Annotated in this window: 26 protein-coding genes; 1 reads left to right on the top strand and 25 read right to left on the bottom strand. The window is 34.6% G+C overall.

Going from position 1 to position 16304, the window contains the following annotated elements:
* Positions 1-57: 57 nt before the first annotated feature.
* Positions 58-1344 carry a citrate synthase gene (locus H593_RS0103370; RefSeq protein WP_028871131.1) on the bottom strand — a complete coding sequence of 429 codons (1287 nt, stop codon included), beginning with the start codon at positions 1342-1344 and terminating at the stop codon, positions 58-60.
* A gap of 212 nt (positions 1345-1556) precedes the next feature.
* Here H593_RS0103370 and H593_RS0103365 point away from each other — a divergent pair, with 212 nt between their 5' ends.
* On the top strand, positions 1557-2309 hold the full coding sequence (locus H593_RS0103365; protein WP_028871130.1) for a DUF481 domain-containing protein: 753 nt from the start codon (positions 1557-1559) through the stop codon (positions 2307-2309).
* A gap of 301 nt (positions 2310-2610) precedes the next feature.
* On the opposite strand, the gene eno is transcribed toward H593_RS0103365, so the two are convergent.
* From eno to rpsC, 24 genes are all read right to left on the bottom strand, one after another.
* A complete protein-coding gene (gene eno, locus H593_RS0103360; RefSeq protein WP_028871129.1) occupies positions 2611-3903 on the bottom strand; it encodes a phosphopyruvate hydratase in 1293 nt (430 codons plus the stop codon).
* 197 nt (positions 3904-4100) lie between these two features.
* A complete protein-coding gene (carA, locus tag H593_RS0103355) occupies positions 4101-5207 on the bottom strand; it encodes a glutamine-hydrolyzing carbamoyl-phosphate synthase small subunit (RefSeq protein WP_028871128.1) in 1107 nt (368 codons plus the stop codon).
* A 304-nt stretch (positions 5208-5511) separates the two neighbouring features.
* Positions 5512-5985: a 50S ribosomal protein L17 gene (gene rplQ / locus H593_RS0103350; protein WP_028871127.1), complete on the bottom strand. Its 474-nt coding sequence runs from the start codon at positions 5983-5985 to the stop codon at positions 5512-5514.
* 62 nt (positions 5986-6047) lie between these two features.
* Positions 6048-7040: a DNA-directed RNA polymerase subunit alpha gene (locus tag H593_RS0103345; RefSeq protein ID WP_028871126.1), complete on the bottom strand. Its 993-nt coding sequence runs from the start codon at positions 7038-7040 to the stop codon at positions 6048-6050.
* Between the two features lie 21 nt (positions 7041-7061).
* Positions 7062-7667 carry a 30S ribosomal protein S4 gene (rpsD, locus tag H593_RS0103340; RefSeq protein WP_028871125.1) on the bottom strand — a complete coding sequence of 202 codons (606 nt, stop codon included), beginning with the start codon at positions 7665-7667 and terminating at the stop codon, positions 7062-7064.
* Positions 7668-7880: 213 nt separating this feature from the next.
* Positions 7881-8264: a 30S ribosomal protein S11 gene (rpsK, locus tag H593_RS0103335; RefSeq protein ID WP_028871124.1), complete on the bottom strand. Its 384-nt coding sequence runs from the start codon at positions 8262-8264 to the stop codon at positions 7881-7883.
* Between the two features lie 104 nt (positions 8265-8368).
* Positions 8369-8743: a 30S ribosomal protein S13 gene (rpsM, locus tag H593_RS0103330; protein ID WP_028871123.1), complete on the bottom strand. Its 375-nt coding sequence runs from the start codon at positions 8741-8743 to the stop codon at positions 8369-8371.
* Between the two features lie 2 nt (positions 8744-8745).
* Entirely contained in the window at positions 8746-8862 is a 117-nt protein-coding gene (gene ykgO, locus H593_RS20390; RefSeq protein ID WP_008269159.1) for a type B 50S ribosomal protein L36, read from the bottom strand.
* 8 nt (positions 8863-8870) lie between these two features.
* Entirely contained in the window at positions 8871-9086 is a 216-nt protein-coding gene (infA, locus tag H593_RS0103325) for a translation initiation factor IF-1 (RefSeq protein ID WP_026753784.1), read from the bottom strand.
* A 72-nt stretch (positions 9087-9158) separates the two neighbouring features.
* On the bottom strand, positions 9159-10514 hold the full coding sequence (secY, locus tag H593_RS0103320) for a preprotein translocase subunit SecY (RefSeq protein WP_028871122.1): 1356 nt from the start codon (positions 10512-10514) through the stop codon (positions 9159-9161).
* 10 nt (positions 10515-10524) lie between these two features.
* Positions 10525-10977 (bottom strand): 50S ribosomal protein L15, encoded by a 453-nt coding sequence (gene rplO / locus H593_RS0103315; protein WP_028871121.1) that lies wholly within the window; start codon positions 10975-10977, stop codon positions 10525-10527.
* 9 nt (positions 10978-10986) lie between these two features.
* Positions 10987-11169 carry a 50S ribosomal protein L30 gene (rpmD, locus tag H593_RS0103310; RefSeq protein ID WP_028871120.1) on the bottom strand — a complete coding sequence of 61 codons (183 nt, stop codon included), beginning with the start codon at positions 11167-11169 and terminating at the stop codon, positions 10987-10989.
* Positions 11170-11180: 11 nt separating this feature from the next.
* Positions 11181-11705, bottom strand: coding sequence for a 30S ribosomal protein S5 (gene rpsE, locus H593_RS0103305; RefSeq protein WP_028871119.1), 525 nt, complete (start codon positions 11703-11705; stop codon positions 11181-11183).
* Positions 11706-11711: 6 nt separating this feature from the next.
* Positions 11712-12068, bottom strand: a complete 357-nt coding sequence (gene rplR / locus H593_RS0103300; RefSeq protein WP_028871118.1) for a 50S ribosomal protein L18 — start codon at positions 12066-12068, stop codon at positions 11712-11714.
* Between the two features lie 10 nt (positions 12069-12078).
* Positions 12079-12621 (bottom strand): 50S ribosomal protein L6, encoded by a 543-nt coding sequence (rplF, locus tag H593_RS0103295; protein ID WP_028871117.1) that lies wholly within the window; start codon positions 12619-12621, stop codon positions 12079-12081.
* A 17-nt stretch (positions 12622-12638) separates the two neighbouring features.
* Positions 12639-13037 carry a 30S ribosomal protein S8 gene (rpsH, locus tag H593_RS0103290; RefSeq protein ID WP_028871116.1) on the bottom strand — a complete coding sequence of 133 codons (399 nt, stop codon included), beginning with the start codon at positions 13035-13037 and terminating at the stop codon, positions 12639-12641.
* A gap of 101 nt (positions 13038-13138) precedes the next feature.
* Entirely contained in the window at positions 13139-13408 is a 270-nt protein-coding gene (gene rpsN, locus H593_RS0103285) for a 30S ribosomal protein S14 (protein ID WP_028871115.1), read from the bottom strand.
* A gap of 3 nt (positions 13409-13411) precedes the next feature.
* On the bottom strand, positions 13412-13963 hold the full coding sequence (rplE, locus tag H593_RS0103280; RefSeq protein WP_028871114.1) for a 50S ribosomal protein L5: 552 nt from the start codon (positions 13961-13963) through the stop codon (positions 13412-13414).
* Positions 13964-13965: 2 nt separating this feature from the next.
* Positions 13966-14277, bottom strand: coding sequence for a 50S ribosomal protein L24 (gene rplX / locus H593_RS0103275; RefSeq protein ID WP_028871113.1), 312 nt, complete (start codon positions 14275-14277; stop codon positions 13966-13968).
* Between the two features lie 11 nt (positions 14278-14288).
* Positions 14289-14657, bottom strand: coding sequence for a 50S ribosomal protein L14 (gene rplN, locus H593_RS0103270; protein WP_028871112.1), 369 nt, complete (start codon positions 14655-14657; stop codon positions 14289-14291).
* Between the two features lie 2 nt (positions 14658-14659).
* Positions 14660-14917: a 30S ribosomal protein S17 gene (rpsQ, locus tag H593_RS0103265; protein WP_028871111.1), complete on the bottom strand. Its 258-nt coding sequence runs from the start codon at positions 14915-14917 to the stop codon at positions 14660-14662.
* Between the two features lie 18 nt (positions 14918-14935).
* On the bottom strand, positions 14936-15127 hold the full coding sequence (gene rpmC, locus H593_RS0103260) for a 50S ribosomal protein L29 (RefSeq protein WP_028871110.1): 192 nt from the start codon (positions 15125-15127) through the stop codon (positions 14936-14938).
* An 11-nt stretch (positions 15128-15138) separates the two neighbouring features.
* A complete protein-coding gene (gene rplP, locus H593_RS0103255) occupies positions 15139-15558 on the bottom strand; it encodes a 50S ribosomal protein L16 (RefSeq protein WP_028871109.1) in 420 nt (139 codons plus the stop codon).
* 19 nt (positions 15559-15577) lie between these two features.
* Positions 15578-16300 (bottom strand): 30S ribosomal protein S3, encoded by a 723-nt coding sequence (gene rpsC / locus H593_RS0103250; protein ID WP_028871108.1) that lies wholly within the window; start codon positions 16298-16300, stop codon positions 15578-15580.
* Positions 16301-16304 lie beyond the last annotated feature (4 nt).

Here is a 16304-nt window from a genome sequence, read left to right as displayed (position 1 = left end):
TAATATAAAAAAAGCTTCATAATAATTTATGAAGCCTTTAATATTGTGTTAAACAGTTTATCTTTTACTAATATCTTTAAATGGTCTGTGCGTTTCCCCAATGTATAATTGACGTGGACGACCTATTGGCTCTTTACGTAAACGCATTTCTCTCCATTGCGCTATCCAACCTGGTAAACGACCTAAAGCGAACATTACTGTAAACATTTCGGTTGGAATATCCATACCTCTATAAATGATTCCTGAGTAGAAATCCACATTTGGATATAATTTCCTATCTACAAAGTAAGCATCTTCTAAGGCTTCTTTTTCAAGACCTTTTGCGATATCTAAAATTGGATCTTCGATTCCTAAATTTGTTAGTACGTCATCTGCTGCAACTTTAATGATTTTTGCTCTTGGATCAAAGTTTTTATAAACACGGTGTCCAAAGCCCATCAAGCGAAAAGGATCTTCTTTATCCTTAGCTTTACCCATATATTTTTTAGTATCACCTCCATCTTTTTTGATACCTTCTAACATTTCTAAAACTGCTTGGTTTGCTCCACCATGAAGTGGTCCCCAAAGTGCAGAGATTCCTGCCGCTAATGAAGCAAATAATCCTGCGTGTGATGATCCTACAATTCTCACAGTAGATGTAGAACAGTTTTGCTCGTGATCTGCATGTAAAATTAATAATTTATCTAATGCATTTACTAAAATAGGATTTTGTACATAATCTTCATTTGGGTGCTTAAACATCATTTTTAAGATGTTTTCTACGTAACCTAAAGATGAACTTCCATATTCTAATGGCATTCCTTTTTTCTTACGCATTGTCCACGCTACCAATATTGGAAATTTCCCAAGAATCCTAACAATGGCATTGTACATATCCTCTTCAGATTCTACATTAACAGATGTTGGATTAAATGCTGTTAAAGCACTTGTCAAAGATGCTAAAACTCCCATTGGATGCGCAGATTTAGGAAATGCATCCAAAATTTTCTTAATGTCATCATCAACAACAGCATGCTTTTTTATATCTGCATGAAACTTATCAAGTTCTGCTTTATTTGGTAATTCTCCAAATATCAGTAAATAAGCTACTTCAAGAAAATCTGCCTTTTCTGCCAACTCTTCTATTGAGTAACCACGATATCTTAAGATTCCTTTTTCTCCATCCAAAAACGTAATAGCACTTTCACAAGCACCTGTGTTTTTGTAACCAGGGTCAATTGTTGTAAAACCACCTGTAACACTTCTCAATGTTTTGATATCTATTGCGACTTCGTTTTCTGTACCTTTAACTAACGGGAATTCGTATTTTTGACCATTAATTTCTAGTGTAGCTTTATCTGACATTTATTCTTAGAATTATATTAAAATTGATTTTTTTATGCTGTATGTAAATTTACGAAATATCTAAGGATTTACGAAGTACATTTATAATGCTTTTAACAATTACGATATTGATAAAGTAGATTATCTTTTTCTACGGAAACATACATTATTCGTAATAGCGATGGTTCCATATAGATTAAAAATTTTATTTTTGTAGCTTAATTTTTATTCATATGTCGAAACTTTTATATCTAATATTCTTTATAAGCCTTACTAGTTTCTCTCAGGTAGTCAATATTGAAACTTTAAGAAAAGCATCAGATTCTGCAAAATGGACAGGCTCGGTGAGTTTAGATGTATCATTGATAAAAAATAAGAATGATATTTTTAGAATTGCGAACAAGGCGCATGTTCAATACAACGATCAAATCAATTTATGGTTATTTGTTAATGATTTAAACTTTCAAAAAACAGGAGGCAACTCATTAGTTAATAGAGGTACACAACATCTAAGATATAACCGAAAAATCTCAGAGCGTGTCAAATGGGAAGCTTTTACACAGGCACAATACGATGCGATTTCAGAAATTGATTTTAGAGGTTTGGTTGGAACTGGTCCCCGTTTTAAATTAACGAAAAGTGATGACTATCGTTTCTATTTAGGTACCTTAATCATGTACGAATATGAAAAAGCATCTAATGTTATTAGTAACCGAACACAAAACGATCTGAGAGGAAGTGTCTACCTATCCTTTAGCCTATATCCTACAGAAACGATAAGTATTCTAAGCACGAGCTACTACCAACCAAAATTGGATGCATTTAGTGATTATCGCTTTTCTAGTAACACTTCGCTCCTATTTGAGATCTTTAAAGACTTAGCATTTAAGACTAACTTTAATTTTTTTTATGATGCGGTTCCTGTAAGTTCTAACATTCCGAAGACACAATTTGAACTGACTAATGGGTTAATTTATTCATTTTAATTCTAATTTATTAATATTTAAAGTCATAGAATTGAGCTTATTATTCTTACTAATAATAAATAAGCTATAGATTTCTTAATTGTGGATTACCACCTCCCAAAGAATGACAGAGTCCTTAAAATATAACTAATATTTAATTTTGTAATCATTCAGAGCTTACGAAGAATCTATATTTTTTTAATAAAGTTTTTAGTGACGAAAAGGGGCTCCTATTCAATGACATAAAAAAAACCTATCCGAATTAACGAATAGGTGTTAAGTTTTTGTGTTCCGATACTTCAAACAGATCAGCAACCCTAATTTATTTTATTTTAAAGGCCTTCATTCCTGGAAAATAAGCCGTAGCATCTAATTCTTCTTCAATACGCAGTAACTGGTTGTACTTAGCCATACGATCACTTCGTGAAGCAGAACCCGTTTTAATTTGGCCTGTATTTAAAGCCACTGCTAAATCTGCAATAGTATTATCTTCTGTTTCTCCAGAGCGATGTGACATTACAGATGTATAACCTGCATTATGTGCCATATTCACTGCGGAAATTGTCTCTGTCAGCGTACCAATCTGATTTACTTTAATAAGTATTGAGTTTGCAATTCCGTTTTCAATTCCGCGAGATAAACGCTCTACGTTGGTTACAAATAAATCATCACCTACTAATTGTACTTTATCACCTATTTGCTCAGTTAAGTATTTCCAACCGTCCCAGTCGTTTTCATCCATCCCGTCTTCTATAGATAATATTGGATATTTACGAGATAATTCCGCTAAATAATCTGCCTGTTCCTTACTTGTACGCACCTTACCAGATTCACCTTCAAACTTGGTGTAATCATATTTTCCATTCACATAAAATTCTGCTGCCGCACAATCTAAAGCAATCATTACATCATCACCCAATTTATAACCTGCATTTGATACAGCTACAGCGATAGTTTCTAAAGCGTCTTCTGTTCCACCTGGAAGATTTGGCGCAAAACCACCTTCGTCTCCAACAGCTGTGCTTAAACCTCTATCATGTAATACTTTTTTAAGATTATGAAAAATCTCTGTTCCCATTTGCATGGCATGTGAAAAATTTTTCGCTTTTACTGGCATCACCATGAACTCTTGAAATGCAATTGGCGCATCACTGTGAGATCCTCCATTAATTATATTCATCATTGGTACTGGTAATGTATTTGCTGAAACACCTCCTACATATCTGTACAATGGCATTCCTAATTCTCCTGCAGCAGCTTTAGCAGCGGCTAAAGATACACCTAAGATTGCATTAGCTCCTAATTTTGATTTGTTTGGCGTACCATCCAAATCGATCATTAATTGATCAATTCTGTTTTGATCAAAAACAGATTCTCCTAATAATTCTTGAGCAATTAAAGTATTAACATTGGCAATAGCTTTGGATACCCCTTTTCCCATATAAGCATCGCCACCATCTCTCAATTCTACAGCTTCATGCTCACCGGTTGAAGCTCCAGAAGGCACTGCTGCTCTTCCCATAACTCCATTTTCAGTAACCACATCTACTTCTACCGTAGGGTTTCCTCTTGAATCTAATATTTGTCTCGCATGAATATTAATTATAATGCTCATTATATGAATTTTAAAATTGATTAATTTATTCTAAAGATACCAAGAACCTTTTTAGAATCTTGGTAACCATGTATTACAAATTTACAAAATAGTTAGTCTATATTGAATCTACCTAACCCAGAATTACATTATATCTCAACTACAATGTTTTCGTAAAAGAGAAAAAGCAATGAATTCTAAAATTCATTGCTTTTTTGTTATTCGTTATTTTTTATATTCTGAATAAACTCATCAAATAAGTAGTTTGAATCGTTTGGCCCAGGACTTGCTTCAGGATGATATTGTACAGAAAAGCAGTTTTTGTTTTTCATTTTAATACCCATAACTGTATCATCATTGAGATGTACATGTGTTATTTCTAATTCATTATTCTTTTCCGTTTCTTCTCTATTTATAGCAAAACCATGATTTTGAGATGTTATTTCACCTTTAGTTGTTATTAAATTTTTTACAGGATGATTGATTCCTCTATGTCCATTATGCATTTTATAGGTTGAAATGCCATTTGCTAATGCAATCACTTGGTGTCCTAAACAAATACCAAATAAGGGCAAATTACGTTTAATGATTTCTTTTGCTAAAGCTTGAGCCTCAATAAGTGGCTTTGGATCTCCAGGACCATTAGACAAGAAATAACCATCTGGTTTAAAAGCTTCTAGATCTTCAAATCTAGAATTGTACGGAAATACTTTAATATAAGCACCACGCTTCGATAAGTTGCGAAGAATATTCTTTTTAATACCAATATCTAAAGCTGCTATTTTATACTGTGCACTCTCATCACCGTAATAATAAGCCTCCTTGGTTGATACTTGAGACGCTAACTCTAAACCTTCCATACTTGGAACTTCAGCTAACTGTTTCTTTAGTTCATCAACATTATCAACGTTTGTAGAAATTACAGCATTCATAGCGCCATTGTCTCTTATGTGACTTACAAGAGCTCTTGTATCTACATCTGAAATTGCTAAAAGATTGTTATCATTTAAAAAATCGTCTAAAGAGCTATCACCATCTGGACGTGAATAATTAAAACTAAAGTTCTTACAGATTAATCCAGAAATTTTAATAGAATCTGATTCTACTTCCTCGTCTTTTGTACCGTAGTTCCCAATATGTGCATTGGTAGTAACCATCAACTGACCATAATATGAAGGATCAGTAAAAATTTCTTGATAACCAGTTGTTCCAGTATTAAAACAAACTTCACCAAAGGCAGTACCTTCTTTACCTATTGATTTACCGTGAAAAATTGTTCCGTCTGCGAGTAAGATTAGCGCTTTTTTACGTTTTTGGTATTTCATTTTTGTTATATATTGTATGTTGTTATTTTGCTCACTATTCTTATTGTTATGTGCTAAAGATTACCAATCCGTGCACATACGACTCCTTTTTTATACCAAGGCTGTTAGTAATTTGTGTTTGAAGCTTTGATAATACTCATTAAATAGAGCGACAACAACAACCTATCAACTCTTGAATCCTTAATGTAGTAAAGCTCAATTAGGAAAACTGACAGGTATTGTCCAAATTGCTTTCACAAAAATCCATAAAAAAAAGGATAATCTAAAATAGATTATCCTTTATATATAAAATGCTTATTAACATTTATTCTTCTTCTTCGTTAGTTGCTTTCGCATCAACTGGAGGAGCTACTGGTTTAACACCACCACGACGACTTCTTCTAGTTGTCTTCTTCTCAACTTTACCTATATTGTAGATTTCATTGTAATCCACTAACTCAATCATAGCCATATCAGCATTATCACCAAGTCTGTTTCCTAATTTAATTATCCTTGTGTAACCACCTGGACGATCACCAATTTTAGGAGCTACATCTCTGAATAATTCAGCGACAACATCCTTTTGTCTTAACTTAGCCATAACAATACGTCTGTTGTGAGTCGTATCAGTTTTAGACTTTGTAATCATTGGCTCAACAAATTGTTTTAAAGCTTTAGCTTTTGCAACAGTAGTATTGATACGTTTGTGCTCGATTAACGAACACGCCATATTAGCTAACATTGCTTTTCTATGCGCAGTTTGTCTTCCTAAATGGTTAAATTTCTTTCCGTGTCTCATGACATTTTATTTTAATCATCATCTTGCTACAAACCCAATATAGGGGAGCAAAATATGACGTATTAATCTTTATCTAATTTATATTTTGCTAAATCCATTCCGAAGTTAAGACCTTTAACATTTACAAGCTCTTCAAGCTCGGTTAAAGATTTCTTTCCAAAATTACGGAATTTCATTAAATCGTTCTTATTGAAAGATACCAAGTCTCCCAGAGTATCAACTTCTGCAGCTTTTAAACAGTTTAAAGCACGAACAGAAAGATCCATATCAACTAATTTAGTTTTCAATAGTTGTCTCATGTGAAGTGATTCTTCATCATAAGTTTCTGTTTGAGCAATTTCATCAGCTTCTAAAGTGATACGCTCATCAGAGAATAACATAAAGTGATGAATTAATATTTTAGCTGCTTCAGTTAAAGCATCTTTAGGTGCAATTGAACCATCTGTTTCAATTTCAAAAACTAATTTTTCGAAATCGGTTTTTTGCTCAACACGCCAGTTTTCTATGCTATACTTTACATTTGTAATAGGAGTATAAATTGAATCTGTGAAGATGGTCCCTATTGGTGCAGAAGCTTTTTTATTCTCTTCAGCAGGAACGTATCCTCTACCTTTTTCAATAGTAATCTCCATATTGATATTTACTTTAGGATCTAAATTGCAAATCACTAAGTCTTTATTCAATACTTGGAACCCTGAAATAAACTTCTGAAAATCACCAGCAGTTATTTGATTCTGTCCAGAAATAGAAATTGAAACCGACTCGTTATCAACTTCGTCGATTTGACGTTTAAAGTTAACTTGCTTAAGGTTCAAAATAATTTCTGTAACATCCTCAACTACTCCAGCAATTGTAGAAAACTCATGATCTACTCCTTCTACTCTAATTGATGTGATTGCAAAACCTTCTAGAGAAGATAACAAAACTCTTCTTAAAGCATTACCTACTGTTAATCCATAACCTGGTTCTAAAGGTCTAAATTCAAACTTACCTTCAAACTCAGTTGAATCAATCATGATTACTTTGTCGGGCTTCTGAAAATTTAATATTGCCATATTGCGTTTTGTATCTAGTTATTATTTAGAATATAGTTCAACGATGTACTGCTCATTGATATTTTCTGGAATCTGGATTCTTTCAGGAATAGAAACATAAGTCCCCTGTTTTGTATCGTTGTTCCATGTAATCCACTCAAATACATTGCTTGAGTTAGCCAATGAAGATTGAATGGATTCTAATGATTTAGATTTCTCTCTAACAGCTACAACATCCCCTGCCTTTAATTGGTAAGAAGGAATATTAACTATTTCACCATTTACAGTGATATGTCTGTGTGAGACTAATTGTCTTGCTCCACTTCTAGATGGAGATAATCCCATTCTGTAAGCAACGTTATCTAAACGAGATTCACATAGTTGAAGTAAAACTTGACCAGTAATTCCCTGAGCAGCTGTTGCCTTTTTGAACATGTTTCTGAACTGCTTTTCTAATATACCATAAGTATATTTCGCTTTCTGCTTCTCCATCAATTGGATTGCATATTCAGATTTCTTTCCACGACGCTTATTTGCACCATGTTGACCTGGAGGATAATTTCTTTTCTCGAAAGCCTTATCATCTCCAAAAATAGCTTCACCGAACTTTCGGGCTATTTTCGTTTTAGGACCAGTATATCTTGCCATTTTAAAATTTGTTTAGAGAGTGTTTGTGAATTAAGGTCTTAATCTTATCCTTCGACGAACGTTGATCTCTCGTTGATACTTGTTTATTGTTTTTCAGTTTGCAAATTTATGCAAAATAAACTAATGTCATACAAAAATGTATTAATATTAGTTTATCTAAATTTTTATGAGATTACACGATAAATATCATGCAGCATCTGAAACTAATTCAGATTAAACTCTTCTTCTTTTCGGAGGACGACATCCATTATGTGGTAATGGCGTAACATCAATGATTTCTGTTACTTCAATACCTGCATTATGAATTGATCTGATCGCAGATTCTCTACCGTTACCAGGACCTTTTACGTAAACTTTCACTTTTTTAAGTCCCGCTTCCTTTGCAACTCCTGATGCATCTTCTGCAGCCAGCTGAGCAGCATATGGTGTGTTCTTTTTAGAACCTCTAAATCCCATTTTACCGGCTGATGACCATGAAATAACGTCACCTTTTTTGTTTGTTAAAGAAATAAGAATGTTGTTAAACGAAGCAGCTATATGAGCTTCTCCAACAGCATCTACTATTACCTTACGCTTTTTAGTACTTGACTTTGCCATATTATAAAGTTTCTAGTTGTCAGTTTTTTGTTGTTAGAATCCTAAACATTTCTATTTCAAACAGATTCGTCTAACGGTTCAAACTAATGACTAATGTCTAATTTTTATTTCGTTGCTTTTTTCTTATTAGCAACAGTTTTTCTTCTACCTTTTCTAGTTCTAGAGTTGTTCTTAGTTCTCTGACCCCTTAATGGAAGACCAGCTCTATGACGTATACCTCTGTAACATCCAATATCCATTAATCTCTTAATGTTTAATTGTGTTTCAGAACGCAACTCACCTTCAATAGTATAAGTTCCAACAGCCTCACGGATTGCTCCAATTTGCTCATCTGTCCAATCTTGTACCTTGACGCTTTGGTCAACCTTAGCCTCAGCTAAAATTTCAATTGATCTGCTTCTACCTACGCCGTAGATATAAGTTAAAGAAATTACTCCTCTTTTCTGTTTTGGTATGTCTACACCTGCAATTCTTGCCATAATTACCCTTGTCTTTGTTTGAATCTCGGATTCTTTTTGTTAATGACGTAAAGTCTACCTTTTCTGCGGACTAATTTACAGTCGGCACTTCTCTTTTTAACTGATGCTCTTACTTTCATCGTATTAATTAGTATCTATAAGTTATGCGAGCCTTAGTTAAATCATAAGGACTCATTTCTAATTTTACTTTATCTCCTGGTAACAACTTAATATAATGCATACGCATCTTACCCGAAATGTGTGCTGTCACAATGTGACCGTTTTCTAGCTCAACACGAAACATCGCATTTGATAATGCCTCTATGATTGAACCGTCTTGCTCTATTGCTGCTTGTTTTGCCATATTTTCTATTATAGTTTTTAACCTCAGTCAGGAATTAACCTGACTAAATTAAACTCTAATTTATTATTCGTACTAAGCTACTGCTTTTCTGTTTTTACCAGTCTTCATCAAACCATCATAATGCTTATTCAACAAGTATGAATTGATTTGCTGCATCGTGTCTATTGCAACTCCAACCATAATTAGTAGCGATGTGCCACCAAAGAATAATGCCCAACCACCCTGAACACCCATAATCTTAACTATAATCGCTGGGAACACAGCAAGTAGTGCTAAAAATATAGAACCAGGTAATGTTATTTGTGACATTATTTTATCTAAGTATTCAGATGTTTCTGTTCCCGGTCTAATACCTGGAATAAAACCACCGCTTCTTTTTAAATCATCTGCCATTTTGTTAGTAGGAACAGTAATCGCAGTGTAAAAATATGTAAAGATGATAATTAATAAAGCAAACAATACATTATACCATAACCCAAAAGGGTCATTAAACTGTGACTGCATCCATTGACCTACTTCGCTTGAAGAGCCCATAGACTTTCCAACTAAACTAGGAACAAACATAATTGCCTGAGCAAAAATAATAGGCATTACACCCGAAGCATTCAATTTTAATGGTAAGAACTGTCTGTTCCCTCCAAACACATTCTTCTCATATCCACCAGACGCAGTACGTCTCGCGTATTGCACTGCTATTTTACGAACAGCCATAACTAACATAATACACGCCAGTATGATTAAAAACCAAACTACAAGTTCAATTAAAATCATCATTAAACCACCGTTTCCTCCACCATCTAAACGAGAGGCCGCATTCTGAATAAACGATTGTGGTAAGGTGGCTATAATACCAACCATAATTAATAATGAAATACCATTCCCAATACCTTTATCTGTGATTTTCTCTCCTAGCCACATTGCAAAAATACATCCAGTAACTAATATTATCACAGAAGAAATATAAAATTGAGGTCCTGTTCCTAGCAAAAATGCTGAAGATGGGATACCAAAGGCAGGCTGTAAACTAGCCAAATACCCTGGAGCTTGAAATAAACAAATGATGATCGTTAACCAACGTGTGATTTGTGTGATCTTCTTTTGTCCACTCGCACCTTCCTTTTGTAATTTCTGTAAATATGGAATCGCGATCCCCATTAACTGCACTACAATAGACGCTGAAATATAAGGCATAATACCAAGTGCAAAAACAGATGCATTAGCAAAAGCACCACCAGTAAACATATTAAGAATTCCTAATATCCCACCATCAGTACCACTAGCTAAACCTCCAAGTTGACTTGCATCAATACCAGGCAAAACAACCTGAGCACCAAAACGATAAACCAAAAGCAAACCAAGCGTTAAAATGATTCTATCTTTTAATTCAGTTATATTCCAAACGTTCTTTAATGTATCTATTATTTTCATAGTAGTGTTCTTATAAAGTTACAGCTTCTCCACCTGCAGCTTCTATTGCAGCCTTTGCTGAAGCAGTAAATTTATGAGCAGTTACGGTTAATTTCGACTTTAATTCACCACGGCCAAGAATCTTTACTACTTCATTCTTTCCCGCCAAACCTAGATCTACTAGAATTTGAAAATCAACTGTATCCTTTATTTTCTTATTTTCTACTAACTCTTGCAACTTATCTAAGTTCACACCCTGATATTCAACACGGTTAATATTGGTAAATCCAAACTTAGGAACACGTCTTTGAAGTGGCATTTGACCACCTTCGAAACCTAATTTTTTAGAATAACCTGAACGAGATTTTGCTCCGTTGTGACCACGAGTCGCAGTACCACCTTTTCCAGAACCCTGTCCTCTACCTATTCTTTTACCTTGGCTCTTTACAGAACCTTTTGCTGGTTTTAAATTACTTAAGTTCATTGTATCTTATTATTTTGTCTCTTCAACAGAAACTAAATGTGAAACTTTACTTACCATCCCAAGTATACTTGGAGACGCATCGTGCTCAATTGTTTGACCAATTTTTCTCAACCCTAGAGATTCTAATGTCCTCTTCTGAGTCTGAGTACGATTTATTGCGCTTTTTACCTTTGTTACTTTAATCTTTGCCATCGTCCTATTGATTAACCGTTAAACACTTTTTCAAGAGAAATACCTCTATCCTTTGCTATTGTTCTAGCATCTCTTAATTGTAATAGAGCGTCAAAAGTTGCCTTAACTACATTATGAGGGTTAGAAGATCCTTGAGATTTCGATAATACGTCATGTATACCAACTGCTTCCAAAACTGTTCTCACAGCTCCACCAGCAATTACACCTGTACCAGGAGCAGCAGGAATAATATTTACTCTAGCTCCACCAAACTTACCTTTCTGTTCGTGCGGTAACGTACCTTTAATAATAGGAATACGTACCAAGTTTTTCTTAGCATCTTCAACAGCTTTTGCTATTGCAGTAGCTACGTCTTTAGATTTCCCTAAACCGTGACCTACTACTCCGGCCTCATCACCAACCACTACGATCGCTGAAAAACCAAAAGCCCTACCACCTTTTGTTACCTTAGTAACTCTCTGTACACCTACCAAACGATCTTTAAGATCAATTCCACTCGGTTTTACTAATTCTGCGTTTTTATATTTTTGATACATAGTGTCTTAGAATTTAAGTCCGCCTTCTCTTGCGCCTTCAGCTAATGATTTTACTCTTCCGTGATATTGGTATCCACCTCTATCAAAAGATATAGTGTCAACACCTGCTTTTACAGCTCTCTCGGCAACAGCTTTACCCACTAAGGTTGCCATTTCCGTTTTATTTCCTTTTGAAGCAAGGACCTCCTTATCTCTAGAAGATGCTGCAGCCAAGGTTTTCCCCGATACATCATCTATAACCTGAGCATAGATATCTTTATTACTTCTAAAAACAGCTAATCGTGGTCTTGCTTCTGTACCAGAAACAACCTTACGGATTCTGCTCTTTATTCTTAGTCTTTTTTCGTTCTTTGTTAATACCATAACTAATTTTTTAAGCTGATTTACCTGCTTTTCTTCTTAACTCTTCTCCAACAAACTTGATACCTTTTCCTTTATAAGGTTCTGGACTTCTAAAACCACGAATTTTCGCAGCTACTTGTCCAACTAATTGTTTATCGAATGACGTTAATTTTATTCTTGGATTTTTTCCTTTTTCTGAAATCGTCTCAATACTAACTTCTGGAGCAATATCTAAAACTATATTATGAGAGAAACCAAGAGCTAATTCCAATTTCTGACCTTGATTAGATGCTCTATAACCGACACCTACAAGTTCTAATTCTTTAGTCCATCCTTTAGATACCCCTTCAATCATATTATTGATTAAGGATCTATATAAACCATGTTTTGCTTTATGATCTTTGTTATCTGCTGTTCTAGTTACAAGTACGTTACCGTCTTCAACTTTAATACCAACAGTATCAAATGCTTGTGTTAATTGCCCTAATTTACCTTTTACTGTAACTAAGCTATCATTAACATCTACAGTAACCCCTTCTAAAATTGCTACTGGATTATTTCCTATTCTTGACATGTTCTTTCTGCTTTATATTAGTAAACGTAACACAATACTTCACCACCGACATTGTCTCTTTGCGCTTGCTTAGCTGTAATTACACCCTTAGATGTAGAAACGATAGCAATACCTAAACCATTAAGGATTCTTGGCATTTCATTAGCGCCAGAATACTTACGTAAACCTGGTGTACTGATTCGTTGAATTTCTCTGATAACCGACTCTTTAGTTTCCTTATTGTACTTTAAGGCAATCTTAATTGTCCCCTGCACAACAGAATCGTCAAATTTATAACTTAATATATATCCTTGATTGAATAATATTTTAGTCATCTCTTTCTTTAAATTTGATGCAGGAATCTCAACTACTCTATGGTTGGCTTTCACTGCATTTCTGATTCTTGTTAAATAATCAGCAATTGGATCTGTATTCATTTATACTAATTTGCGGTAATGGTTTTCGACCATCCGTTTATCGGACATCGAACCTAAAACCAATTTATAATTCTTGTTTAAATCGTGTAATACTATTTCGACTACCAAGATGCTTTTCTAACACCTGGGATCAAGCCTTGATTTGCCATTTCACGAAATGTAACACGTGAAAGTCCAAAAGTTCTCATATACCCTTTTGGTCTTCCTGTTAACTTACATCTATTATGCATCCTAACCGGTGAAGCATTTTTTGGTAGCTTTTGTAATCCCTCATAGTCTCCAGCTTCCTTCAAAGCCTTACGCTTTTCAGCATATTTTGCTACTGTATTTGCTCTTTTAACCTCGCGGGCTTTCATTGATTCTTTAGCCATATCTTAGTTCTTTTGAAATGGTAAACCCATTTCAGTTAATAACGATTTTGCCTCTTTATCTGTATCTGCAGATGTTACAAATGTAATATCCATACCTGAGATTTTATTGATTTTATCAATATTTATTTCTGGAAAGATAATTTGCTCAACAACACCTAAGTTATAGTTCCCTCTACCATCAAAACCCGTAGCTTTGATACCGTTGAAATCTCTAACACGTGGTAACGCCGAAGTTACTAAACGATCTAAAAACTCATACATTTGCTCTCCTCTTAACGTAACACGTACACCAATTGGCATGCCCTTACGTAATTTGAATGATGCAACATCCTTTTTAGATAATGTAGCTACAGCCTTTTGACCAGATATCATCGTTAATTCATCAATTGCATGATCAATTAATTTTTTATCTGCAACAGCAGCTCCAACACCCTTAGATATTACTATCTTTTTAAGCTTAGGAACTTGCATTACGTTTATATATCCGAATTCTTCTGTAAGAGCAGAAACTACTTTGTCCTTGTACTCTTGTTTTAATCTTGGAATATAAGTCATAACTATATTACTTCATTTGATTTTGTTGAAAATCTTACTTTCTTGTCACCTTCCATTTTGTAACCTACTCTTGTTATTTCACCTTTCGATGTTAACAATGATAAGTTAGACAAATGCATTGGTGCTTCTTTCTCAACAATTCCACCTTGGGGGCTTTGTGCACTTGGCTTAGTGTGTTTCTTAACCATGTTCACGCCTTCAATAATGGCCTTGTTCTTATCCTTTAATACTTTAAGAACGTTGCCTTCCGTACCTTTATGGTCTCCAGCTATTACTCTAACAGTATCTCCTGATTTAATTTTAAACTTTGTCATTTTATTAGTCATTAAAGCACTTCTGGTGCCAATGAAACAATTTTCATGAATTGTCTATCACGAAGTTCTCTAGCTACTGGTCCAAATACACGGGTTCCTCTCATTTCTCCTGTCGGATTTAAAAGGACACATGCGTTATCATCAAATCTAATATAAGATCCGTCTGGACGTCTAACCTCTTTTTTAGTACGAACAACTACTGCCGTAGAAACCGCTCCTTTCTTAATGTTTCCATTAGGGGTGGCATCTTTAACGGAGACAACAATTTTATCTCCAATAGAAGCGTATCTTCTTTTTGTCCCACCTAAAACTCGGATAGTTAAAACTTCCTTCGCTCCAGTGTTATCAGCTACTTTTAATCTTGATTCCTGTTGTACCATAATTACTTCGCTCTTTCAATTATTTCTACTAATCTCCAACATTTTGATTTACTTAAAGGTCTTGTTTCCATGATCTTTACAGTATCTCCAATATTGCAGTCGTTTGTTTCGTCGTGAGCAACATATTTCTTTGTTTTCAAAACGAACTTTCCGTACATAGGGTGTTTTACTTTTTTAACTTCAGCAACCACAATTGATTTCTGCATTTTGTTACTAGTAACAACTCCAATACGTTCTTTTCTTAAGTGTCTTTTTTCCATCTTTCAGCCAGAATACAATTATTGTATTTCTCTTTTAGTTAATTCTGTTGCGATTCTTGCTACCGAACGTCTAACGTTACGTAACTGAATTGGATTATCTAACGGAGAAATTGCATGTGCCATTTTAAGGTCTGCATAACTCTTTTTAGTTTCGCCAAGATTTTCTTGCAACTCAGCTACTGATAGCTTTTTAATTTCTGCTTGCTTCATAATTATTAATATTAAGCCTCGTAATCTCGAGCTATTAAAAATTTAGTCTTTACTGGTAATTTTTGTGCAGCTAATCTTAAGGCTTCCTTCGCAACTTCGATTGGCACTCCACCAACTTCGAATAAAATTCTTCCTGGTTTTACCACAGCTACCCAGTATTCTACAGCTCCTTTACCTTTACCCATACGTACTTCTAATGGCTTTTTGGTAATTGGCTTGTCTGGAAATATCTTAATCCACAATTGACCTTCTCTCTTCATAAATCGAGTTGCAGCAATACGCGCAGCTTCAATTTGACGAGATGTCAAGAAATTTGTATCCAAAGATTTTATTCCAAACATACCATTCGAAAGTGTGTAACCTCTTCCGGTATTTCCTTTCATACGTCCTTTCTGGACTTTACGAAATTTTGTTCTTTTCGGTTGTAACATTATTACTTTTCTTTAAAAATTACTTTCTACGACGAGATTTATTATTATCACGACCGCGTCCTCCAGGCTTACCACCTTGTTTCTTAGACAAACCTACTAATGGAGAAAGTTCTCTTTTTCCGTATACTTCACCTTTCATAATCCATACTTTAACACCTAGTCTACCGTAAGTAGTATGTGCCTCAACTAAAGCATAATCAATATCAGCTCTGAAAGTAGACAAAGGAATACGACCTTCTTTATAATGTTCGCTTCGTGCCATTTCAGCACCATTTAAACGACCACTAATTTGAATTTTTATTCCCTCAGCATTCATTCGTATTGCAGCAGCAATTGCCATCTTGATCGCACGTCTGTAAGATATACGATTTTCAATTTGACGAGCAACACTCGTACCTACTAAAAATGCATCAAGTTCAGGTCTCTTAATTTCAAAGATATTCAACTGAACTTCTTTTCCAGTAATTTTCTTAAGCTCTTCTTTTAACTTGTCTACCTCTTGTCCGCCTTTACCTATAATAATACCAGGTCTAGCAGTAGTGATAGTAACGGTTACAAGTTTAAGCGTTCGCTCAATAATAACTCTAGATACACTAGCTTTTGATAAACGAGCATGAATATACTCTCTGATTTTATAATCCTCAGCGAGTTTATCACCATAATCGTTCCCACCATACCAGTTAGATTCCCATCCTCTGATAATTCCTAAACGATTTCCGATTGGATTTGTCTTTTGTCCCATATCT

It is taken from the genome of Psychroserpens burtonensis DSM 12212, from assembly GCF_000425305.1.
In the GTDB taxonomy this organism is placed as follows: Bacteria; Bacteroidota; Bacteroidia; order Flavobacteriales; family Flavobacteriaceae; genus Psychroserpens; species Psychroserpens burtonensis.
This window is presented reverse-complemented; position numbering and strand designations above follow the sequence as displayed.